Origin of the sequence: Peteryoungia ipomoeae, assembly GCF_004912165.1 — a bacterium.
Taxonomy (GTDB): domain Bacteria; phylum Pseudomonadota; class Alphaproteobacteria; order Rhizobiales; family Rhizobiaceae; genus Allorhizobium; species Allorhizobium ipomoeae.
The window spans coordinates 254,812-274,919 of the sequence record NZ_STGV01000002.1 but is presented as its reverse complement, the minus strand read 5'-3'; the positions used below and the strand labels follow the sequence as shown (position 1 = coordinate 274,919).

Below are 20,108 nucleotides of genomic sequence, written 5' to 3'. Positions count from 1 at the left end.
AAGACACACAAGCCCTTACCCGGGAGATCATTATGAACGCTCTGAAACTTTCCGTAGCTGCCCTGGCGACCACAGTCGCCTTTGCGGGCGCCGCCGTTGCTCGCGACCAGATCCAGATCGCTGGCTCGTCCACCGTTCTTCCTTACGCCTCGATCGTTGCTGAAGCTTTCGGCGAAAACACCGACTTCGCGACCCCGGTTGTTGAGTCCGGCGGTTCGGGCGCTGGCCGCAAGAAGCTCTGCGAGGGCGTAGGCGAGAACACCATCGACATCGCCAACTCCTCGTCGCGCATCAGCAAGTCCGACATCGAGCTCTGCAAGACGAACGGCGTGAACGACATCCAGGAAGTTCGCATCGGTTACGACGGCATCGTGTTTGCTTCGGACATCAACGGTCCGGAATACGCCTTCACCCCGTCGGACTGGCACAACGCTCTTGCTGCCAAGGTTGTCAAGGACGGCCAGCTCGTCGACAATCCTTACAAGGCCTGGAACGAAATCCGCGCCGACCTGCCGGCCCAGCCGATCCTCGCTTTCATCCCGGGCACCAAGCACGGCACCCGCGAAGTCTTCGATGAAAAGGTCATCATCGCTGGCTGCGAAGAAAACGGCGCTTTCGAAGCCCTCAAGACGGCTGCCGGTGGCGATGAAGACAAGGCTGAAGAAGGCTGCATGGCGCTGCGCACCGATGGTGTGTCTGTCGATATCGACGGCGACTACACCGAGACGCTCGCTCGCGTCGACGCCAATAAGAACGGCATCGGCGTGTTCGGTCTGTCCTTCTACCAGAACAACACCGACAAGCTGCGCGTTGCCACCATGGGCGGCGTTGTTCCTTCGGTTGAGACGATTGCCAAGGGCGAATACCCGGTCTCGCGTCCGCTGTACTTCTACGTCAAGAACGCGCATCTCGACGTCATCCCTGGTCTCCAGGAATACGTAGAGTTCTTCGTCTCCGACGAAATGGCAGGCCCGGATGGCCCGCTTGCTGCTTACGGCCTCGTTTCCGATCCGGAACTGGCCAAGACACAGGAAGCCGTCAAGGCTCGCACGCCGATGGCCGCTTTGAACTAATCCAACGTGATCGACCGGCGACACGCGAGTGTCGCCGGTTTTCCTTTGCTTAAAGTGTGGTCGGTATAATGGACGCGAGCATCATAATTCTTTGCATTCTTGTGCTTGCTGCACTCGGCTTCGTCTTGGGGCGTCGGCAGGCACTCTCGATATCGGCCGCGAGCGGCAAGAAGCTGCACTCGCTTCCGGGCTATTATGGCCAGGTCATTGCCCTGGTGACGGCTGTCCCGGCTCTCCTTCTTCTCGTCGCCTGGCTGCTCGTCCAGCCGCAGATCGTCGAAAGCCGCGTCAGCGGCATGATTTCCGATAGTGTCATTCCGCAAGGCGGCGCCCGCAGCCTCGTCATGGCGGACGTTCGCCGCATCGCTGATGGCCTGCAGGCCGTTGAGGCCCGGGCCGCCCAGGCCGGCGCAGGCGTCGATGTCGAGGCGCTGGATGCCGCGAATGTGCGCGCCCGCCTCGCCGAAGTCGGTGTCGCGCTCGGCGCCGATGTGCCGACGGAAGTCTTCGAGGCGGCAAAGTCCTATCGCGAACAGTCCGATTTCGGTCATCTGCTGATGACGATTGCCGTGCTGGCCCTCGCTGTCGCCGCCTTGCCGCTTGCCTATATCCGCATCAATGCGGATCTGCGTGCCCGCAATATGAGCGAGAGCTTCGTCAAATCGATGCTGCTCGTCTCCTCGCTGGTCGCGATCCTGACCACGGTCGGCATCGTCGGTTCGCTTGTCTTCGAGACCTATGTTTTCTTCACCATGTACCCGGCGAGCGAGTTCTTCTTCTCGACCGTGTGGAATCCCCAGTTCCGCGGCGGTTCCGAGCTCGGTATTCTGCCGCTGCTGTGGGGCACATTCTATGTTTCGATCATTTCGCTGGTTGTGGCAGTGCCGATCGGTCTGATGATTGCGGTCTATCTCTCGGAATATGCCGGTCCCAACACCCGCAGCATCGTCAAGCCAGCGATCGAGGTCCTGGCCGGCATTCCGACGATTGTCTACGGTCTCTTCGCTCTCGTCACCGTCGGCCCCTTCCTGCGCGACTACTTCGCTGAGCCGCTCGGCCTTGGCAATTCGTCCTCGTCGGTTCTGACCGCAGGTCTCGTCATGGGCGTGATGATCATCCCATTCGTCAGTTCGCTGTCGGATGACATCATCAACGCCGTGCCGCAGTCCCTGCGCGATGGCTCCTACGCGCTGGGCTCCACCCAGTCCGAAACCATCAAGCAGGTGGTTCTGCCGGCGGCGCTTCCGGGTATCGTCGGTGCCATTCTTCTCGCCGCCAGCCGCGCAATCGGCGAAACCATGATCGTTGTCCTGGGCGCCGGCGCCAGCGCCAAGCTGGATATCAATCCGTTCGAGGCAATGACGACAGTCACCGTCAAGATCGTCAGCCAGCTGACCGGCGATACGGAGTTCGCAAGCCCCGAGACACTGGTCGCCTTTGCCCTGGGTCTTACCCTTTTCGTCATCACGCTCGGTCTTAACGTGGTGGCCCTTTATATCGTCCGCAAATACCGGGAGCAGTACGAATGACCGATATGACCGCCATTGGAGCTCCCATGCCCGCAGAGAAGAAATCGATCCTGACGGTCGATGATCGTACCCGCCGCCGCAACAAGGCCGAGAACCGCTTTCGTCTGTTGGGCAAGGCTGCTGTTGCCTTCGGGATTGTGGCGCTGATCGGTCTGCTGACGTCGATCATGGCCAACGGCCTGTCATCGTTCCAGCAGACCTATGTTACCCTCAACGTCTATCTCGACCCGGCAAAGCTCGACAAGGCTGGCAATCGCAACCCGGCCGACATCGCCAAGGTGACGACGTTCGGTTACGCCCCGCTGATCGAGCAGGCCATGGCCAAGGCAATTGAGGAAAAGGGCCTTGCGGCCGAAGGCCTCAACGCCAAGGCTGCCGGCGCCCTGATTTCCAAGGAGGCAGCCGCCGATCTTCGACGCTTCGTCATCGCTGACCCGTCGGTCATCGGCCAGACCTATCCTTTCGACTTCCTCGCTGGCGGCCGTATCGACGGCTACTACAAGGGTCGCGTCACCATGGAGAGTGCAGCGCTCGACCGCAATGTCTCTCCCGAACAGCTTGTTCTTGCCGACCAGCTGAAAGAGGCCGGCATTCTGGTGACGAAGTTCAACTGGTCTTTCTTCACGGCGCCGGACGCCTCCGATACCCGTCCTGAAGCGGCAGGTCTCGGGGTCGCGATCATCGGCTCGGCCTACATGATGCTGATCGTGCTGGTCCTGTCATTGCCGCTCGGCGTCGCAACCTCGATCTATCTCGAAGAATTTGCACCGCAGAACTGGTTCACCGATCTGATCGAGGTGAACATCGCCAACCTCGCGGCCGTGCCCTCCATCGTTTACGGCATCCTCGGCCTTGCGGTGCTGATCAACTTCGTCGGCTTGCCCCAGTCTGCGCCAATTGTCGGTGGCCTCGTGCTGACGCTCATGACCCTGCCGACGATCATCATCGCAACACGCTCGGCGCTGAAGGCCGTGCCGCCGTCGATCCGTGATGCGGCGCTCGGCGTGGGTGCCTCCAAGATGCAGTCGATCTTCCACCATGTTCTGCCGCTCGCCATGCCTGGCATCCTGACCGGCGCCATCATTGGTCTCGCCCGCGCGCTCGGTGAAACGGCACCGCTCCTGCTGATCGGCATGGTCGCCTTCGTCAAGGAATATCCAGCCGGCCCGCCGGACGGCTTTTTCCAGCCGGCCTCGGCACTTCCTGTTCAGGTCTACAACTGGACGCAGCGCGGCGACCCGGCCTTTGTGGAGCGCGCCTCCGGCGCGATCATCGTGCTGCTTGTCTTCCTGATCCTGATGAACCTGATCGCAATCATTCTTCGTCGCCGCTTCGAGCGTCGCTGGTAAGGAGGTGTAAGATGATGAACAATCTCGCGACTAAGATGACCACGACGAAAGCCCCGATCATGAATGAAGCCAAGATCACCGCCCGTAATGTGCAGGTCTTTTACGGTGAGAAGCACGCAATCAAGGACGTCAACATCGACATCCGCCCGCGGTCTGTAACTGCCTTTATCGGCCCGTCGGGCTGCGGCAAGTCTACCTTCCTGCGTTGCATCAACCGCATGAACGACACGATCGCCAGCTGCCGCGTCGAAGGCCTGATCCAGATCGACAGCGAGAACATTTACGACACCAAGGTCGATCCGGTGCAGCTGCGCGCCAAGGTCGGCATGGTGTTCCAGAAGCCGAATCCCTTCCCGAAGTCGATTTACGAGAACGTCGCCTACGGCCCGCGCATCCATGGTCTCGCCCGCAACAAGTCGGAGCTGGACGAGATCGTCTCGACCGCGCTGCAGAAGGCCGGCCTCTGGAACGAGGTGCGGGATCGGCTCGATGCTCCGGGCACGGGTCTTTCCGGTGGCCAGCAGCAGCGTTTGTGCATTGCCCGCGCCGTTGCCGTCAGCCCGGAAGTGATCCTGATGGACGAGCCCTGCTCGGCGCTGGATCCGATCGCGACGGCAAAGGTCGAGGAGCTGATCCACGAACTGCGCGAGAACTTCACCATCGTCATCGTCACGCATTCCATGCAGCAGGCGGCCCGCGTGTCGCAGCGGACCGCGATGTTCCACCTCGGCGAACTCGTTGAGGAAAACGATACCGACAAGATGTTCACCAATCCGGACGACCAGCGTACGCAGGATTACATCATGGGCCGCTTCGGCTGAGGCTGATCCGATCCCGCGACGAAACCCAATGCAAGGATACCCCGTGATGGCCTCGAACCACATCTACTCCGCCTTCGACGAAGAACTGAAATTCCTCATGCGCCGCATCTCCGAAATGGGCGGTCTTGCCGAGCAGATGGTCGCAGAAAGCGTCCGCGCACTGGTCAATTCCGATGCCGCACTGGCGCAGAAGGTCATCTCCGACGACGTCCTGATGGATGCGATGGAAAAGGAGATCGGCGACAAGGCGGTCATCACCATCGCCCGCCGCCAGCCCGTCGCAGCCGACCTGCGCGAGATCATCGGTGCGCTGCGCATCGCCGCCGATCTGGAGCGCGTCGGCGATCTCGGCAAGAGCAATTCCAAGCGCGTCGTCGCCATCCAGGCAACCGGCGTGCCGCGCAAGCTGGCCCGCGGTCTGGAGCATCTCTCCGACCTCGCCCTGACGCAGCTCAAGGAAGTGCTGGATGTCTACACCACGCGCTCGGCGGAAAAGGCAAAGTCGATCCGCGACCGCGACGAGGAGATCGATGCGATCTACACCTCGCTGTTCCGCGAACTCCTGACCTACATGATGGAGGATCCGCGCAACATCACCAGCTGCACGCATCTCCTGTTCTGCGCCAAGAACATCGAGCGCATCGGTGACCACGCGACCAATATTGCCGAGACCATCTACTACATGGCGACAGGTGCCGCGCCGGAAGGTGAGCGTCCGAAGGAAGACCTCACGTCATCGGTCGGCGCGGTTGCCGAGTGACGGGTCCCAAGACGAGGTGAATTGCTGATGCAGCCGAAGATTGCCGTGGTGGAAGATGAGGAGGCGCTTAGCGTCCTCCTTCGCTACAATCTCGAAGCGGAAGGATATCAAGTCGAGACGATCATGCGCGGCGACGAGGCCGAAATCAGGCTTCAGGAGCGCGTGCCAGATCTGCTGTTGTTGGACTGGATGCTTCCCGGTGTCTCCGGCATCGAACTTTGCCGGCGTCTGCGCATGCGCCCGGAGACAGAGCGTCTGCCGATCATCATGCTGACCGCACGTGGCGAGGAAAGCGAGCGCGTTCGAGGTCTTGCGACCGGCGCCGACGACTATGTCGTGAAACCGTTCTCAACGCCGGAACTGATGGCTCGCGTCAAGGCAATGCTGCGCCGCGCCAAGCCTGAGGTTCTGTCGAGCGTCCTGCGTTGCGGCGATATCGAGCTGGATCGTGAAACGCATCGCGTCCATCGCAAGAGCCGCGAAGTGCGGCTCGGGCCCACCGAATTCCGCCTTCTCGAGTTTCTGATGGCATCGCCTGGCAGGGTTTTCTCGCGCTCTCAGCTTCTTGATGGCGTCTGGGGACACGACATCTATGTCGACGAGCGTACGGTCGATGTTCATGTCGGCCGGCTTCGCAAGGCGTTGAACTTCACCAATATGCAGGATGTCATCCGCACGGTGCGCGGAGCAGGCTATTCGATGGAAGCCTGAACCCTACAAAACCGATCCGAAAGACAAAGGCCGCTCGAGACATCGAGCGGCCTTTGTCGTTGAACCGGAAGCAGAAACGAAAACAGGCCCCGCAGGGCCTGTCGCAAAGAGATCGAAGCCTCAGCGCGCCGCGCGGCGGCGTTCGCTCACCGGCTGGTAGGCGAGCTTGGCATGATAGGTGCAATAAGGCGACGCATCGTTGATCTCGCAGCCGCAGAAATGGAAGTCGTCCTTCATCGGATCGCCGATCGGCCACTTGCAGGTGCGCTCGGTGAGTTCAGTCAGGGCAAGGCGGCGCGAAATCGGCAGAACCGCGTTCAGCGGCTGGCGGCTCTCGACGGCCTCGTAGGCTTCAAACGCGGTTTCATCCTTGGCTGCCACAGCACCGGCGCCACGCGGTGCCGAGCGTGCGGTTGTCGGCTGTGGACGCGCTGCAACGCCTGCTGCACGCGGAGCAGCAGCGGCCGGACGCTTTGCCGGGCGCGGCGCGCTTGTGCTGCCGCCGGCCTTGGCCCGACCTGGCAAATTCAGGCGGTGAACCTTGCCGATGACGGCATTGCGGCTCACGCCGCCAAGTTGTGCGGCGATCTGGCTTGCGCTCAGTCCGTCGGCCCACAACCGCTTGAGCCTTTCGACCCTCTCATCTGACCATTGTGCGTTCGCGTTCATGCCATTTTCTCCGCCGCTCGCGTTTCGATGGCAGAATCCGTCACCTATGCCGCGGAAGAATCCGCAGCCTGCCCGCCTCGTTGGTATCGGTGATCAATTCCGCCGCATTCACTCAATTTATTGAATCTTAACCTAGTGTCCGGCTGACTCCGTGACAAGAGTCGCGAGAATCATCGTGAATCGATTTCTTGGTTTTCCCCAACTTGCTGGTCTCGCAAGTCAAGTCTGGTCACAGCAAAAAGTTTGCAAGCGCGTCCCTGCTCCGCTTGGCCGCAAGGCGAAACGCCCTGATTTCAGCGAGTTTCGTTGACAGGGCAGGGGGAATTGCTGATAGTGCGCCGGCCGCCGCAAGGCGGCATTTCAATTTCAGGCGCTGGTTGCATTGCGCCGCGCATGTGAGAAGGATCTTTGAAATGGCCGCAGTGACGCCGCTCTACCAGACCTACAATCGGGCGCCGATGCGCTTCGAGCGAGGTGAGGGCGTCTGGCTGTTTACCGAAGAGGGCGAGCGCTATCTCGATTTTGCCGCCGGTGTGGCGGTCAATTCCCTCGGTCATGCGCATCCCCATCTCGTTGAGGCCCTCAAGGATCAGGCCGACAAGGTCTGGCATCTGTCGAACCTCTATGACGTGCCGGGCCAGGAAGAGCTTGGCCGTCGGCTGACCGAAGCAACCTTCGCCGACCGCGTTTTCTTCACCAATTCCGGTGCCGAGGCGCTGGAATGCGCGATCAAGACCTCGCGCCGCTACCACTTTGCCAAGGGTCATCCCGAGCGCTTCCATATCATCACCATGGAAGGCGCTTTCCACGGGCGCACGCTCGCCACCATCGCGGCCGGCGGCCAGGAGAAGTATCTGGAGGGCTTCGGCCCCAAGGCGCCCGGTTTCGATCAGGTGCCGTTTGGCGATCTGGATGCAGTGAAGGCTGCAATCTCAGAGGCAACGGCGGCGATCCTGGTCGAGCCCGTGCAGGGCGAGGGCGGCATCCGCCCGATCCCGGTCGAAATGCTGCGGGCGCTCCGCGCACTCTGCGATGAAAACGGCGTGCTGCTGATCCTCGACGAGGTCCAGAGCGGCGTCGGCCGAACCGGCAAGTTCTTCGCCCATGAATGGGCCGGCATCGCCCCGGATATCATGGCGGTCGCCAAGGGCATCGGCGGCGGTTTCCCACTCGGCGCCTGCCTTGCAACGGCGGAAGCTGCCGAAGGCATGAAGCCCGGCACCCATGGCTCGACCTATGGCGGCAATCCGCTCGCCATGGCCGTCGGCAATGCCGTCCTGGATGTCGTGCTCGCGGAAGGTTTCCTTGACCACGTCCGCGATGTGGCGCTCGTCTTCCGCCAGGGGCTTGCCTCGCTCAAGGATCGCTATCCTGATATCATCGAGGATATCAGGGGCGAGGGCCTCATGCTCGGCATCAAGGCCAAGGTCGCCAACACCGACCTCCTGATGGCCATGCGCGCGGAGCACCTCCTTGGCGTGCCTGCCGGCGATAACGTCATCCGCCTGCTGCCACCGCTGACCGTTACGGCCGAAGAAGCACGCGAGGGCCTTGCGCGCATCGAACGTGCCGCAGAGCATCTGCGCGCCGCCGCTCAGAAGTCGGCTTGAGCAAGACAGACATCGTCGAGAACAGGAATTTCCATGGCATCCCCGAAGCATTTCCTCGATCTTTCTGCCGTTTCCGCGACAGACCTGCGCACCATGCTGGACGACGCGCTGGTCCGCAAACAGGCAACAAAGGCCGGCACTGCCGACAAGCCTTTGGCCGGCAAGATGCTGGCGATGATCTTCGAGAAGCCCTCGACCCGGACCCGCGTTTCCTTCGATGTCGGCATGCGCCAGCTCGGCGGTGAAACCCTGTTCCTGTCGGGCACGGAAATGCAGCTCGGTCGCGCTGAAACCATTGGCGATACGGCCAAGGTCCTGTCGCGCTACGTCGATGCAATCATGATCCGGACCACCGACCATGCACGTCTTCTGGAAATGGCCGAACATGCGACCGTTCCGGTCATCAACGCGCTGACCGATCTCACCCATCCCTGCCAGATCATGGCCGATATCCTGACGATCGAGGAACATCGCGGCCCTGTCACCGGTAAAACGCTCGCCTGGACGGGCGACGGCAACAATGTTCTCCATTCGCTGGTCGAAGGCTCCGCACGCTTTGGCTATAAGATGAACATGGCCGTGCCGCTCGGCTCGGAACCAGACGATAAGATCCTCAACTGGGCCCGCAACAATGGCGGCGAGATCATGCTGTGTCACGATGCGGATCGCGCCGTTGCCGGCGCCGATGCCGTCATCACCGACACTTGGGTGTCGATGAACCAGGAGCACAAGGCGCGCGGACACAACGTCTTCCAGCCTTTCCAGGTCAATGCCGAGCTGATGAAGAAAGCCAAGGATGAGGCCCTCTTCCTGCACTGCCTGCCGGCGCATCGCGGTGAGGAAGTCACCGATGAGGTCATCGACGGCGCCCAGTCCGTTGTCTTCGATGAGGCGGAGAACCGCCTGCACGCGCAGAAGTCCATTCTCGCCTGGTGCCTCGGAGCGATCTGAGCCGAAGCGCAGGCGGGCTGCTGACTTGACCTTTTGCGCAAGGCATACCACCTGTGCGCTTTCTGATCGGCCCTTGGGCCCTGTATGTGGCGCATTCGCGCCAGGAGTAATTCATGTCGATGACACAAGCAGAACTCGGCGAATTCGGCTTCGCCGGCGATGACCGCGTGGTTCCTTTTCAAGTCGAGGGGCTTGATGTCCGTGGCCGGGCCGTTCAACTCGGGCCGCTGATCAATTCCATCCTCGATCGTCATGCCTACCCGCAGCCGGTCGCCCGCCTGCTGGCGGAAGCGATCGTGCTCACGGTTCTGATTGGCACGTCGCTGAAGTTCGAAGGCAAGTTCACGGTGCAGACGAAGGGCGATGGCCCGGTCGATCTGCTGGTCGCGGATTTCACCACGCCGGAGAGCGTGCGCGCCTATGCCCGCTTCGATGAGCAGGCCGTGGCCGATGCTGTGGCCGCCGGGCGTGCCTCGCCGGAAGAGCTCCTGGGGCAGGGCATTCTCGCCTTCACCATCGATCAGGGCTCATTCATGCAGCCTTACCAGGGCATCGTGCCGCTGGACGGAGCCTCGCTCGAAGATATCGCCGGCGTCTACTTCCGCCAGTCGGAGCAGATCCCGACGCGGGTCCGTCTCGGTGCGGCCGAACTCTTCGATCGTGACGAGGATGGCAAGCCGCGCCGCACCTGGCGTGCCGGCGGCCTGATTGCCCAGTTCCTGCCGGATGCGCCGGAGCGCATGCGTCAGCCGGATCTGCATGGCGGCGACGGCGATGAGCGCGATGTCAGCCTGCATGGCGACGACGCCTGGGATGAGGCGCGCGTGCTTGTCGATACCATCGATGCGGACGAGCTCACCGATCCGCAAGTCGGCATCGAGCGCCTGCTTTTCCGGCTCTTCCACGAGCGTGGCGTCCGGGCCTACGAGCCGCACGCCGTCTATGACCGGTGCAGTTGCTCCCGCGATCGTCTCAAGGGCGTTCTGAGCGGCTTCAGTGCCGAAGAGATCGAGGCGAGCACCGAAGACGGCAAGATCACCGTCGTCTGCGAATTCTGCTCCACGAGCTACGAGTTCGAACCGAGCGAAGTGGCCGACGCCTGATACAGAGCAATTCCAGCCGAAGCGGGGCAGCTTCGGCGTGGAACGATGTGAAAAAAATCTCTGGCTGATCCTCTACAAGGCCGGCATTGCCGGCCTTTTCCATGGGGGCTATGCGGAACACGGCGCATCCTTCACTCCCGGACTTGCCATATCGCAATTTCGCCGATAAAAGCCGGGCATCCGTAAGGACCCGGTGAAACTCCGGGTGGCTCTTCTGGCCGCCGATCCGCCAGACAACCTCAGCAACAACGCAATCTTTCCCCAGCCGATCTTGCGATCGGACGTTGTCTCTTCTGTGGGTTTTCCTCATGTCCTTCCAAACCTATCGCCGCGAGTGGTCCGCCAACCCGCTGCGCGAAATGCTCGCCGGTGCAGTTGCCACCTTCGCCCTTATCCCCGAGGTCATCGCCTTTTCCTTCGTGGCGGGTGTCGATCCGCAGGTTGGTCTCTTCGCCTCCTTCATCATCGGCATCGTCATCGCCTTCACCGGCGGTCGCCCTGCCATGATCTCCGCTGCCGCCGGCTCGGTCGCCCTCGTGGTGGCCCCATTGGTCGCCTCCCATGGCCTCGCCTATCTGCTCGCGGCCGGTCTGCTGGCCGGCATCTTCCAGATCGTCTTCGGGCTCCTGCGGCTCGGTGTCCTCATGCGCTTCGTCTCAAAGTCGGTGCGCACGGGCTTCGTCAATGCGCTCGCCATCCTGATCTTCGCTGCACAGGTTCCGCACATCATCCATGGTGGCTGGCTCAACTACGCCATGCTCGCCGCGGGCCTCGCCATCATCTATCTGGTGCCGCGGATTTCGACTGCAGTACCGTCTCCGCTGATCTGCATCCTGATCCTCACGCTCGGCGCCGCGGCACTCGATCTGCCGGTGATGACGGTCGCCGATCTCGGCAAACTGCCGGATTCACTGCCAGGCTTCGCCTGGCCCACGGTGCCGCTTACTCTCGAAACCCTGTCGATCATTGCCGGCCCGGCGCTTGCCATCGCCATGGTTGGCCTGCTGGAATCGATGATGACGGCAAGCGTTGTCGATGATCTGACCGATACACCGAGCTCCAAGAACCGGGAATGCACCGGTTTGGGCGTCGCCAATGTCGCCGCAAGCCTGTTTGGCGGAATTGCCGGCTGCGGCATGATCGGCCAGACCGTCTCCAACGTGAAGTATGGGGGCAGGGGGCGTCTCTCCACCCTGTTCGCCGGCGCGCTTTTGCTGATCCTCATGGTGGCGCTCAAGCCCTGGGTGTCGCAGGTGCCGGTCGCGGCCCTGGTAGCGATCATGGTGATGGTGTCGATCGACACCTTCGACTGGTCGTCGCTAAGCGCCCTGGTTGTTCATCCAAGGCTGTCGAGCCTGGTCATGGTGATCACCGTTATCGTCACGGTCTTCACTGCAAACCTTGCTCTTGGCGTTGCCGTGGGCGTTCTCCTGAGCGGTGTCTTCTTCACCTTCAAGGTGTCGCGTCTGCTCAAGATCATGGCAGAAGAGGATGAGGCCGGCCAGCGCCTCACCTATCGGGTGTCCGGGCAGGTGTTCTTCGCCTCGGCCGACCTCTTCATTGATGCCTTCGACTATCATGACGGCGAGGGCAAGTACACGGTCATCGACCTCACCCAGGCGCACTTCTGGGATATCACGGCGGTCGCCGCGCTGGAGCGGGTGCAGCAACGCTTTGCCAGCCATGGGGTCGCCGTCGAAGTGCTCGGCCTCAACGCCGCGAGCTCCACGCTGATCGAAAGCCTGGAACCGGCAGGCCGTCTGCGGGAGGTCTGAGCGCTTTCCTCAGATGCGATTGGTATCGACGGCGGCAGGCATGCGGCCGTCGATGCTCCGCTCAGGCACTCGCTGTGGCGCCCTGCGTCAGTGCCTCTGCCACAGCAATCTCCGCCATTGCGAGAATGGCCTCGCGTGAACTGGCAGCAGCGATAAAAAGCCCGTTGTGACAGAAGCTGGCGCCCGCAACGCCGCACACCGCTTCCAGCTCCCCATTGCTGAGGCCGGCCCAGGCTGCGGGCAGATTGGCGCGAAGCTCGAATCCTTCTTCGGCGCGGCGGATACCCGTGATGCACCAGTCCTTGTCGCGCGGATGCACCACGAACAGCAGGTGCTCCGCGCCGGCCTTGATGACGGCCGGACGGAAGGGCATGCCCATCGGCAGCTCCAGGATCCGGTTGTCGCCGGCATTCGCAATGGCCGCAAGAACGATGCCTTCCGCGCGGCTCTTGGCAGCACGCTGGCCGATTGCGGCCTCGACGAGCGTCCGGGCGATTGAAAGGGCGGCCATGAAGCCCTCGTCGTCGGCGCCAGGCGTCTTGTTGTCGAACACCGGCTTCAGCGTCTCAAGCAGGCTCGGGAGCGTCAGTCCCGCCATCGGCCCTGCTGAAGAGGGATCGATGGCGCCGTTGTCCATCAAGTCGATCGGCAGCACGAATTTCGTGTCGAAACTGCCATGCACCGCATCGACATCGCTGTCTGGAATGCCGATCGCCTGGAGGTAAGCGCGGCCGAAATGCTTCCAGATCAGGCCGAAGGAGCTATAGGGATGCCCGTCGGTCCTGAGCGGTGCGCCGCGCTGGTGATGGTCGAAAATGCCGCGATCCGCGTCATAGGCGCCACCCACATCGTAGATGATGCGGTCGGATGACGGCGTGATCCAGTCTGGCGCACGGCTCCGCACGATCCGGGCCTTGGGAAAAAGCCGTGTCAGGATAACGGTGGAGAGTACTTCGTCGGCATGAAAGCCACCGCTATGCGTGACAAGGTAATCTGGGATCATGGCGGAGGGCACCCTCGTTAAGGTCAGCGGAAATCCGCCCCAGATAGCCCGGAGAGAGGGGTAAACTCAAGCCATCAGCGGTCGAGTGGACGAACCTCAGTTCAGCGTCCGCTGCATGCCGGGGCTGTCGAGGGAAAAGGCCGGGATTTCGACGTCGAAGGCGCTGCCATCCACCGCTTCCATCCGGTAGGTGCCATGCATCATGCCCGACGGGGTATCGAGAGGGCAGCCGGACGAATATTCATAGGTGTCGCCTGGAGCCAGTGTGGGCTGATCACCGACAACGCCAGGACCGGTCACTTCGTCGACGAGGCCGTTCTGGTCGGTGATGTGCCAGTAGCGATGGGTCAGCCGCACGGTGCGTGCGGAGTGATTTGAGATGACGATCCGGTATCCCCAGACATACCGGCTGTCATCCGGGTCCGACTGCTCTTCGAGATAATACGGTTCCACAAGGACTTCTATGTCCTGGGTGATTGCGCGATACATGCCATTACCCTGCGAAACAGGCCTGTGATCTTCACTAGATGTTTCTTTATTGGATGGTGGCAAGACATGCCCTCACATTGAACGTCCCGGCATGGGATAACGAGGACGTGGCGCGCGTCAAGGGCGTTTCGCCGGCCGCACTCTTTCGCACGGCCGGCTTTTTTTGGTTTCGGCGCAAAACTGCGTCAGATCAGAGGCCCTTGATGGCGTTGGCGAGATCTTCGAGCAGATCCTGCGTGTCTTCGATTCCGAGCGAAATGCGCACCGTGCCGCCCGACATGCCAAGTTCGGCGCGCGCCTCGTCTGTCAGGTTCTTGTGCGTCGTCGTCGCCGGATGGGTGATCAGGCTCTTGGCGTCGCCGAGATTGTTGGAAATCTTGATGACTTCAAGTGCGTTCTGCAGCTTGAAGGCGGCGTCCTTGCCCCCCTTCAGTTCGAAGCACACCAGCGTCGATCCACCGGTCATCTGCTTTGCGATGATGTCGGCTTGCGGATGGTCGGCGCGACCCGGATAGATCACCTTGGCAACGGCAGACTGGTCAGCCAGGAAGTCGGCCACTGCTGCCGCATTCGCCGTCTGCTGCTTGACGCGCAGCGGCAGGGTCTCGATACCCTTGAGCAGCGTCCAGGCGTTGAACGGCGACATGGCCGGGCCGGTATGACGGAAATAGTCGTGCAGGTTCTCGTTGATCCACTCCTTGGAGGAGAGCACGACGCCACCAAGGCAACGGCCCTGGCCATCAATGTGCTTGGTCGCCGAATAGACGACGACATGCGCGCCGAGTTCGAGCGGCTTCTGGAAGAGCGGTGTCGCAAAGACGTTGTCCACGATAAGCTTTGCGCCGACCTGATCGGCAAGCTTGGCCACACCGGCGATGTCAATCACTTCGAGCGTCGGGTTGGTCGGGCTTTCGAGGAACATCACCTTGGTGTTCGGCCGGATCGCGGCTTCCCAGTTCTTCAGGTCGCGGCCATCGACCAGCGTGCATTCCACGCCGTAGCGCGGAGCAAGCGTTTCGACGACATAGCGGCAGGAGCCGAACAGCGCGCGGGCAGCCACGATATGGTCGCCGGCCTTGACCTGGCAGAGTACGGCAGCCGCCACGGCCGCCATACCCGAAGCCATGGCGCGGGCGTCTTCGGCACCTTCTAGCAGGCACATGCGCTTTTCGAACATGTCATTGGTCGGGCTGCCGTAGCGGGCGTAGATATAGCCGTCGTCTTCGCCCTTGAAGCGCGCTTCCGCCGCTTCCGAGCTGTCATAGACGAAGCCCTGGGTCAAAAAGATCGCTTCGGAGGTCTCGCCATAGGGAGAGCGCAGCGTGCCACCATGAACGAGTTTCGTTGCCGGGCGCCAGTTCTTGCTCATGTGGGTGCCTTTCGAACACAAAAAAACCGGTCGCGAAAACGGACCGGTTTTGTAAACCCGGTCTATTTAGCCACTTGTTTAACGTGGCTGCAAGCCGACCGGCCAAATCACCACGGGATAAGGCTGCCATACGCCTTCGCAGGCCTTGCGTCAATTGGTGGGCTTTGGTTTTGTCGTGCTCGAACGGGATTGAGAAGAAATGACCACGAGACCAGGGATTCTGTCCGACCGCGCCATCGGGGCTCTGTTCGGTGAGGGCCAGCTGAAAAGCGAGGCCATGCTGGATAAGGACCAGATCCAGCCGGCAAGCCTCGATCTGCGGCTCGGCGGCAAGGCCATCCGCGTTCGCGCCAGCTTCATGCCGGGGCGCAACAGCACGGTGGCCGAAAAGCTCGAGCGCCTGACCTTGCACGAGATCGATCTCGAAAATGGCGCCGTGCTCGAAACCGGCTGCGTCTATATCGTGCCCCTGATGGAGAGCCTCGACCTGCCGGCTGAAATTTCGGCCTCGGCCAATCCCAAGAGCTCCACCGGCCGCCTCGATATCTTCACGCGTGTCATGGTCGATTACGCCCAGGAGTTCGATAAGGTGCCGGCCGGCTACAAGGGTCAGCTCTACCTCGAAATATCCCCGCGCACCTTCCCGATCATCGTTCGTCGCGGGTCCCGCCTATCGCAGATCCGTTTCCGCGTCGGCCATGCACTGCTCGGTGAAACAGAACTGCTCGACCTGCACAAGGCGGAAACGCTGGTTGCAAGCGACATGCCCAACATTTCCGGCGGCGGCATCGCGCTCTCGATCGATCTCAATGGTTCAGGCCCGGATGGCCTGATCGGCTATCGCGGCAAGCACCATACCTCGGTCATCGATGTCGACCGCAAGAACGCCCATGATGTGCTCGACTTCTGGGAACCGCTCTACAGCCGCGGTCGCGGTGAGCTGATCCTCGATCCCGATGAGTTCTACATCCTCGTTTCCAACGAAGCCGTGCATGTGCCGCCGCTCTATGCCGCCGAAATGACGCCTTACGATCCGCTCGTCGGCGAGTTTCGCGTGCACTACGCCGGCTTCTTCGATCCCGGCTTCGGCCACGCCCCTGCTGGCGGCTCCGGCAGCCGCGCCGTTCTGGAAGTCCGCAGCCATGAGGTGCCCTTCATCCTCGAACACGGCCAGGTCATCGGCCGCCTCGTCTACGAGCATATGCAGGAGCGCCCGCAAGGCCTTTACGGCACAGGCCTCGGCTCCAATTACCAGGCACAAGGGCTGAAATTGTCAAAGCACTTCCGCCAGTCCTGATCAGTCCTCGAGCCCCGGGCCCCTGACCAAGGGCCGGCTACAACGCTTGACACTGGCCACGAACTGTTGGATTTCTCTGCAGGTCGCGGGTGTAGCTCAATGGTAGAGCAGCAGCTTCCCAAGCTGAATACGAGGGTTCGATTCCCTTCACCCGCTCCAGCCCATCTTGCAGCTCCCTCCCTCAAGCTTCCTCACCCAGCGCTGGGTGCATGCGGGGTCTTGTTCCAGTAGAACGGCCGGAAGCGCAGTTCGAAGACGGCTTTCCAGGCAGCGAGTGAAACCCCCAGCCAATAGACGGGCAGCAGCAGCCAGCGCAGCCCCACCGATCTTACCTCTCGCTTGCTCATCGCCGTGCTGCCCATCGCAAAAAATATCAGATAGGCGCCGCCTATATTGGCAAGATCGATCGAGAACATGATCGAGGTGAAGAGAGAAGGCTCCTGCGCTGGTTCGGATAGCAGGGCAGCGATCGTCGTGCCGAGGAACAGGATCAGCGCCGGGTGGCTCAGTGCGGCGACCAGCATGCCGCCGACGAGCAGCTGGAAGACGATGAAGGGCATCAGTCCCATGTCGCGCGCGGCCCTCCGCGGGTTGCGCATGTGCACGAGCCAGGTTTGCAGCCAGCCTTTGTACCATCGCGTGCGTTGGCCGAGCCAAACCTTGAAGGTCGTGGGCGCATCCTCGAATGTCGGGCAGGTCAGTGTCGCAGCGCGATAGCCAAGCCGGTAGAGCCGCATGCCGAGATCGGCGTCTTCCGTCACGTTGAACGGGTCCCAGCCGTTGCATGCTCTAAGGATAGCGGTCTTGAAATGGTTGGACGTGCCGCCAAGCGGCAGAGGCAGCCGCTGCCGTGCAAGTGCTGGCAGCAACCGGCGGAACAAGGCTGCATATTCGAGCCCGAAGATCGCGCTGATCCAGCTGTCTTTTGCATTCGCGATGATCAGCGGCGCCTGCAGGCAGGCAAGATCGGCCGGGCCCGTGCGGAAGGCGTGGTATGCCTCACGCAGTTGTCCCGGATCAGGCCGGTCCTCGGCGTCGTAGATCGTCAGAAATTCTCCGCGCGCGCCGCACAAGGCATAGGAAAGCGCCTTCGGTTTGGTTCGCGGGTGGCAGGGCGGAACGCGAACGATCTCGAACTGCGGACCCGGCCGTTCGCGTTCGATGGCTGAAAGCGTCTCTTCATCGTCCGCCTCGCAGACCAGCTTTATATCGAGCAGGCTTCTTGGCCAATCCAGTGCCGACAGGGCCGCCAGAAGCTGCGGCACGACGCCTGCTTCCCGGTAGATGGCCACAAGAACGGTGTAGACCGGAAGCGGTTCTGTCATCCGTCGTGGCATAGCTTCCGGATCAGGCGGTGGTGCTTTTCGACGTTGCTTTTCTCCGTGCAGAAGACAGGCGCGCAGCGAAAGTGCGGCGAGATGAAAGAGGGAGAGAAAAACATGCAGGACGCTGAAGGCCAAAATCGGTGCCAGGACGGCAAGAAAGATCAGGAAGGATAGGAACACTCCGCCGGAGAAACCCTGCTCTCCAGTCATCACCAGGCGTGCGGAATAGTCGCGCGATTTCTCGAAAAGCCGGCCAATGACCTCTTGCGATCGGCGTGCCTGGCCCGCCGTCCAGACGGCTGATCGCACAGTGCTTGGCGTCGCTATGGCAATCGTTTCCTGTCCGCCGAGTTTGCGTCGCAGCCGACGCGCGAGAGCTTCGGCACCTCTGATTTCCGGCACCACGACGACAAGCGGGGGCTGCCCAGGCCCGTGAAGGCGAATGAGGCGGGGAGTTTTAAGCTGGCTGTCTATCCCTGTGACTTCTGTAACGAGCGAGGCAGGGACCTCCTCAATAAACTGAAAGCCGAACATGCGCGCGATGCCACCATAATAGGCGTCCTCGCGAATGACGCCGCTTGCCAGCAGTTCCTGCTCAATCGTCGTATGGTGGCGCAAGGCCCGGTCGGCCATCGTCTGGATCAGGGGCTTGGAGATCCCCAAGCGTTGCAGCAATCGGGCTTCATCGATGAGCGCTGCCCGACGGGCGATCTCTCCGGCATTGCTCTGTGGCAAGGCCGGGAAAGCTTCGCCGCCTCCCTTTGCGCGCGCGTCTTCTGGCGGACGGCGCAGTCGCGTCGTCCGCGGGTCTTCTTCCCACATCCAAGTCAAACTGATACACGTGGCCTCTAGGCCAACGCCCCTGTCCCCACTTTGGTAGCAAATGTTAACGATACTCGGAAAAGTTTCATCCCTAGAAATGGTGGGGAAGATCTGCAAACTCCGTCGAATTCTCGCTGCACTCCTCCTCATCATCGGTCCACACTCCGGCGTCGTTCTGGCTCAGGAGCCGGAACTGCCCGTGATGTTCGACGCACGCGAGCGCATTGCCCGTCCCGATGTCAGCGACATGGCGAGATTGCGGTTCCTGACGACCGCCGATTTCCCGCCGTTCAACTTCGCCGATCAATCCGGGCGCCTCGTGGGGTTTCACGTCGATCTTGCGAGAGCGCTTTGCACGGAACTGGGAATGCAGAACCGATGCCAGATCCAGGCGCTGCCCTATGAGGGGCTCGCCACCGCCTTGGAAGGCGGGCAGGGGGACGCGGTTCTCGCCGGTGTTTCCGTGACGGCGGAACTGCGGGAGAAATTTGAGTTTACCCGCCCTTACATGCTGCTGCCCGCGCGCTTCCTGCGCAACAAGGCAACCAGGCTTGAGCGCGCGGATGCGACCGCCCTGTTCGGAAAGCCGGTTGGCGTCGTGCAGGAAACGGCACACGAAGCGATGCTGCGCGCCTTCTTCCCGAACGTGAAAGTCACCGGCTTTTCCGATCGAGGCGCCATGCTTGAGGCGCTCAAGGCTGGACGCGTGGACGCCGTGTTTGCCGATGCGCTGCAATTGTCTTTCTGGATGACAAGCCCTGCGAGCGATGGCTGTTGCGAGCGGCTGGGCGGACCTTACCTCTCGGAGCGCTTCCTCGGTGAAGGCATGACGGTCATGGTCAACGGGCAGGATGTCCGCATGGCTGCCGCACTCGAAAGCGCGCTTGCCGCCGTCTCGCGCGACGGACGGCTTGAAGAGATCTACCTGCGCTATTTCCCAAGCGGTCTTTATTAAGCCGGCGGCTTAAAGAGATCGGTAGCGGGCAGAGGCGCTCCGCTCCAGGGCTGCACAGGTGAGCGCGTCAAGATCCAACCTGTCGCGCAGCAGCCTCAACAAGCGGAACTCTTCCGGCCTGATCGCAAGATCGACCGCGGCGATCTCGACCGCCAATGCATAGGCCGTATCGTAAAGGCGCTTGGGGAGAGCGTCGCGAACGGTTTCCAGTGCAATCTCCAGCCCCTCCGGACCGGACAGGATGGCGGCGCAGCGCTGGGAGGTCGCAATCAGCGTCTGCTTGTCGTAGGCGCTGAAAACCGGAAGAATGTCGATCAGCTGGCCAATGCGGGCCAGTTCTCGTTCCGCCATGGCATTGTCGACGGCGGATGCCATCACCATCACAAAGATCAGCGCTTCTTCCGGGGAGACGTGTTCGGTCATGGCTCAGTCAGCATCCTGTTGTTTTGTCCCAAGAATGGGGAGGCGATCTCCGGGTTTCAAGGGGCAAAGGCTGC

General features: G+C 61.6%; 18 protein-coding genes, 1 tRNA gene, 1 riboswitch and 1 other annotated feature. Of the genes, 13 read left to right on the top strand and 6 right to left on the bottom strand.

All coding sequences use genetic code 11. From position 1 onward, the window contains the following. Window positions 1-32 precede the first annotated feature (32 nt). From FAA97_RS07745 to phoB, 6 genes are all read left to right on the top strand, one after another. Entirely contained in the window at window positions 33-1,073 is a 1,041-nt protein-coding gene (locus tag FAA97_RS07745) for a substrate-binding domain-containing protein (protein ID WP_136597963.1), read from the top strand. 68 nt (window positions 1,074-1,141) lie between these two features. Next, window positions 1,142-2,602, top strand: coding sequence for a phosphate ABC transporter permease subunit PstC (gene pstC / locus FAA97_RS07740; protein ID WP_136597962.1), 1,461 nt, complete (start codon window positions 1,142-1,144; stop codon window positions 2,600-2,602). A gap of 26 nt (window positions 2,603-2,628) precedes the next feature. Further along, window positions 2,629-3,951, top strand: a complete 1,323-nt coding sequence (gene pstA / locus FAA97_RS07735; RefSeq protein WP_246041391.1) for a phosphate ABC transporter permease PstA — start codon at window positions 2,629-2,631, stop codon at window positions 3,949-3,951. Window positions 3,952-3,986: 35 nt separating this feature from the next. Further along, on the top strand, window positions 3,987-4,772 hold the full coding sequence (pstB, locus tag FAA97_RS07730) for a phosphate ABC transporter ATP-binding protein PstB (protein ID WP_246041390.1): 786 nt from the start codon (window positions 3,987-3,989) through the stop codon (window positions 4,770-4,772). 46 nt (window positions 4,773-4,818) lie between these two features. Continuing rightward, window positions 4,819-5,532, top strand: coding sequence for a phosphate signaling complex protein PhoU (gene phoU, locus FAA97_RS07725; RefSeq protein ID WP_136597959.1), 714 nt, complete (start codon window positions 4,819-4,821; stop codon window positions 5,530-5,532). A 27-nt stretch (window positions 5,533-5,559) separates the two neighbouring features. Then, entirely contained in the window at window positions 5,560-6,243 is a 684-nt protein-coding gene (gene phoB / locus FAA97_RS07720; RefSeq protein ID WP_136597958.1) for a phosphate regulon transcriptional regulator PhoB, read from the top strand. 120 nt (window positions 6,244-6,363) lie between these two features. Here the strand turns inward: phoB and FAA97_RS07715 are convergent, their stop codons facing one another. Then, the gene (locus tag FAA97_RS07715; protein ID WP_136597957.1) at window positions 6,364-6,912 is read right to left on the bottom strand and encodes a GcrA family cell cycle regulator; all 549 of its coding nucleotides are present in this window, start codon (window positions 6,910-6,912) and stop codon (window positions 6,364-6,366) included. 413 nt (window positions 6,913-7,325) lie between these two features. Between FAA97_RS07715 and FAA97_RS07710 the strand changes: the two genes are divergently transcribed. The 4 genes from FAA97_RS07710 (at window position 7,326) to FAA97_RS07695 (ending at window position 12,351) form a co-directional block, all read left to right on the top strand. Continuing rightward, window positions 7,326-8,522: an aspartate aminotransferase family protein gene (locus FAA97_RS07710; protein WP_136597956.1), complete on the top strand. Its 1,197-nt coding sequence runs from the start codon at window positions 7,326-7,328 to the stop codon at window positions 8,520-8,522. 33 nt (window positions 8,523-8,555) lie between these two features. Continuing rightward, window positions 8,556-9,473 carry an ornithine carbamoyltransferase gene (argF, locus tag FAA97_RS07705; protein ID WP_136597955.1) on the top strand — a complete coding sequence of 306 codons (918 nt, stop codon included), beginning with the start codon at window positions 8,556-8,558 and terminating at the stop codon, window positions 9,471-9,473. Between the two features lie 113 nt (window positions 9,474-9,586). Continuing rightward, on the top strand, window positions 9,587-10,576 hold the full coding sequence (locus FAA97_RS07700) for an Hsp33 family molecular chaperone (protein ID WP_136597954.1): 990 nt from the start codon (window positions 9,587-9,589) through the stop codon (window positions 10,574-10,576). A 183-nt stretch (window positions 10,577-10,759) separates the two neighbouring features. After that, window positions 10,760-10,815 (top strand) — a sequence feature (sul1 is cis-regulatory element that is thought to sense ions involved in sulfur or methionine metabolism; They are found in Alphaproteobacteria). Window positions 10,816-10,884: 69 nt separating this feature from the next. Then, window positions 10,885-12,351, top strand: coding sequence for a SulP family inorganic anion transporter (locus tag FAA97_RS07695; protein WP_136597953.1), 1,467 nt, complete (start codon window positions 10,885-10,887; stop codon window positions 12,349-12,351). A 61-nt stretch (window positions 12,352-12,412) separates the two neighbouring features. Here the strand turns inward: FAA97_RS07695 and FAA97_RS07690 are convergent, their stop codons facing one another. From FAA97_RS07690 to FAA97_RS07680, 3 genes are all read right to left on the bottom strand, one after another. Then, window positions 12,413-13,354: an MYG1 family protein gene (locus tag FAA97_RS07690; protein WP_136597952.1), complete on the bottom strand. Its 942-nt coding sequence runs from the start codon at window positions 13,352-13,354 to the stop codon at window positions 12,413-12,415. Window positions 13,355-13,450: 96 nt separating this feature from the next. After that, on the bottom strand, window positions 13,451-13,843 hold the full coding sequence (apaG, locus tag FAA97_RS07685; RefSeq protein WP_136597951.1) for a Co2+/Mg2+ efflux protein ApaG: 393 nt from the start codon (window positions 13,841-13,843) through the stop codon (window positions 13,451-13,453). A 190-nt stretch (window positions 13,844-14,033) separates the two neighbouring features. Continuing rightward, complete coding sequence (locus tag FAA97_RS07680; RefSeq protein WP_136597950.1) at window positions 14,034-15,212, bottom strand: O-succinylhomoserine sulfhydrylase; 1,179 nt, start codon at window positions 15,210-15,212, stop codon at window positions 14,034-14,036. Between the two features lie 45 nt (window positions 15,213-15,257). After that, a riboswitch (SAM riboswitch) is annotated at window positions 15,258-15,336 on the bottom strand. A gap of 75 nt (window positions 15,337-15,411) precedes the next feature. Between FAA97_RS07680 and FAA97_RS07675 the strand changes: the two genes are divergently transcribed. Beyond that, window positions 15,412-16,509 carry a 2'-deoxycytidine 5'-triphosphate deaminase gene (locus tag FAA97_RS07675; RefSeq protein WP_136597949.1) on the top strand — a complete coding sequence of 366 codons (1,098 nt, stop codon included), beginning with the start codon at window positions 15,412-15,414 and terminating at the stop codon, window positions 16,507-16,509. Window positions 16,510-16,594: 85 nt separating this feature from the next. Further along, a tRNA-Gly gene (locus FAA97_RS07670) sits at window positions 16,595-16,668 on the top strand. A gap of 32 nt (window positions 16,669-16,700) precedes the next feature. Here FAA97_RS07670 and FAA97_RS07665 read toward each other — a convergent pair. Then, entirely contained in the window at window positions 16,701-18,656 is a 1,956-nt protein-coding gene (locus FAA97_RS07665; RefSeq protein ID WP_136597948.1) for a glycosyltransferase family 2 protein, read from the bottom strand. A 97-nt stretch (window positions 18,657-18,753) separates the two neighbouring features. On the opposite strand from FAA97_RS07665, the gene FAA97_RS07660 reads away from it, so the two are divergent. Next, entirely contained in the window at window positions 18,754-19,611 is an 858-nt protein-coding gene (locus FAA97_RS07660; protein WP_136597947.1) for a transporter substrate-binding domain-containing protein, read from the top strand. Window positions 19,612-19,620: 9 nt separating this feature from the next. Here the strand turns inward: FAA97_RS07660 and FAA97_RS07655 are convergent, their stop codons facing one another. Continuing rightward, window positions 19,621-20,034: a tellurite resistance TerB family protein gene (locus tag FAA97_RS07655; protein ID WP_136597946.1), complete on the bottom strand. Its 414-nt coding sequence runs from the start codon at window positions 20,032-20,034 to the stop codon at window positions 19,621-19,623. Window positions 20,035-20,108: the final 74 nt, after the last annotated feature.

Coding starts and splice junctions, on each gene's coding strand:
- FAA97_RS07745 (WP_136597963.1), top strand. CDS start 33: ATGAACGCTCTGAAACTTTCCGTAGCTGCCCTGGCGACCACAGTCGCC.
- pstC (WP_136597962.1), top strand. CDS start 1,142: ATGGACGCGAGCATCATAATTCTTTGCATTCTTGTGCTTGCTGCACTC.
- pstA (WP_246041391.1), top strand. CDS start 2,629: ATGCCCGCAGAGAAGAAATCGATCCTGACGGTCGATGATCGTACCCGC.
- pstB (WP_246041390.1), top strand. CDS start 3,987: ATGACCACGACGAAAGCCCCGATCATGAATGAAGCCAAGATCACCGCC.
- phoU (WP_136597959.1), top strand. CDS start 4,819: ATGGCCTCGAACCACATCTACTCCGCCTTCGACGAAGAACTGAAATTC.
- phoB (WP_136597958.1), top strand. CDS start 5,560: ATGCAGCCGAAGATTGCCGTGGTGGAAGATGAGGAGGCGCTTAGCGTC.
- FAA97_RS07715 (WP_136597957.1), bottom strand. CDS start 6,912: ATGAACGCGAACGCACAATGGTCAGATGAGAGGGTCGAAAGGCTCAAG.
- FAA97_RS07710 (WP_136597956.1), top strand. CDS start 7,326: ATGGCCGCAGTGACGCCGCTCTACCAGACCTACAATCGGGCGCCGATG.
- argF (WP_136597955.1), top strand. CDS start 8,556: ATGGCATCCCCGAAGCATTTCCTCGATCTTTCTGCCGTTTCCGCGACA.
- FAA97_RS07700 (WP_136597954.1), top strand. CDS start 9,587: ATGTCGATGACACAAGCAGAACTCGGCGAATTCGGCTTCGCCGGCGAT.
- FAA97_RS07695 (WP_136597953.1), top strand. CDS start 10,885: ATGTCCTTCCAAACCTATCGCCGCGAGTGGTCCGCCAACCCGCTGCGC.
- FAA97_RS07690 (WP_136597952.1), bottom strand. CDS start 13,354: ATGATCCCAGATTACCTTGTCACGCATAGCGGTGGCTTTCATGCCGAC.
- apaG (WP_136597951.1), bottom strand. CDS start 13,843: ATGTATCGCGCAATCACCCAGGACATAGAAGTCCTTGTGGAACCGTAT.
- FAA97_RS07680 (WP_136597950.1), bottom strand. CDS start 15,212: ATGAGCAAGAACTGGCGCCCGGCAACGAAACTCGTTCATGGTGGCACG.
- FAA97_RS07675 (WP_136597949.1), top strand. CDS start 15,412: ATGACCACGAGACCAGGGATTCTGTCCGACCGCGCCATCGGGGCTCTG.
- FAA97_RS07665 (WP_136597948.1), bottom strand. CDS start 18,656: ATGTGGGAAGAAGACCCGCGGACGACGCGACTGCGCCGTCCGCCAGAA.
- FAA97_RS07660 (WP_136597947.1), top strand. CDS start 18,754: ATGGTGGGGAAGATCTGCAAACTCCGTCGAATTCTCGCTGCACTCCTC.
- FAA97_RS07655 (WP_136597946.1), bottom strand. CDS start 20,034: ATGACCGAACACGTCTCCCCGGAAGAAGCGCTGATCTTTGTGATGGTG.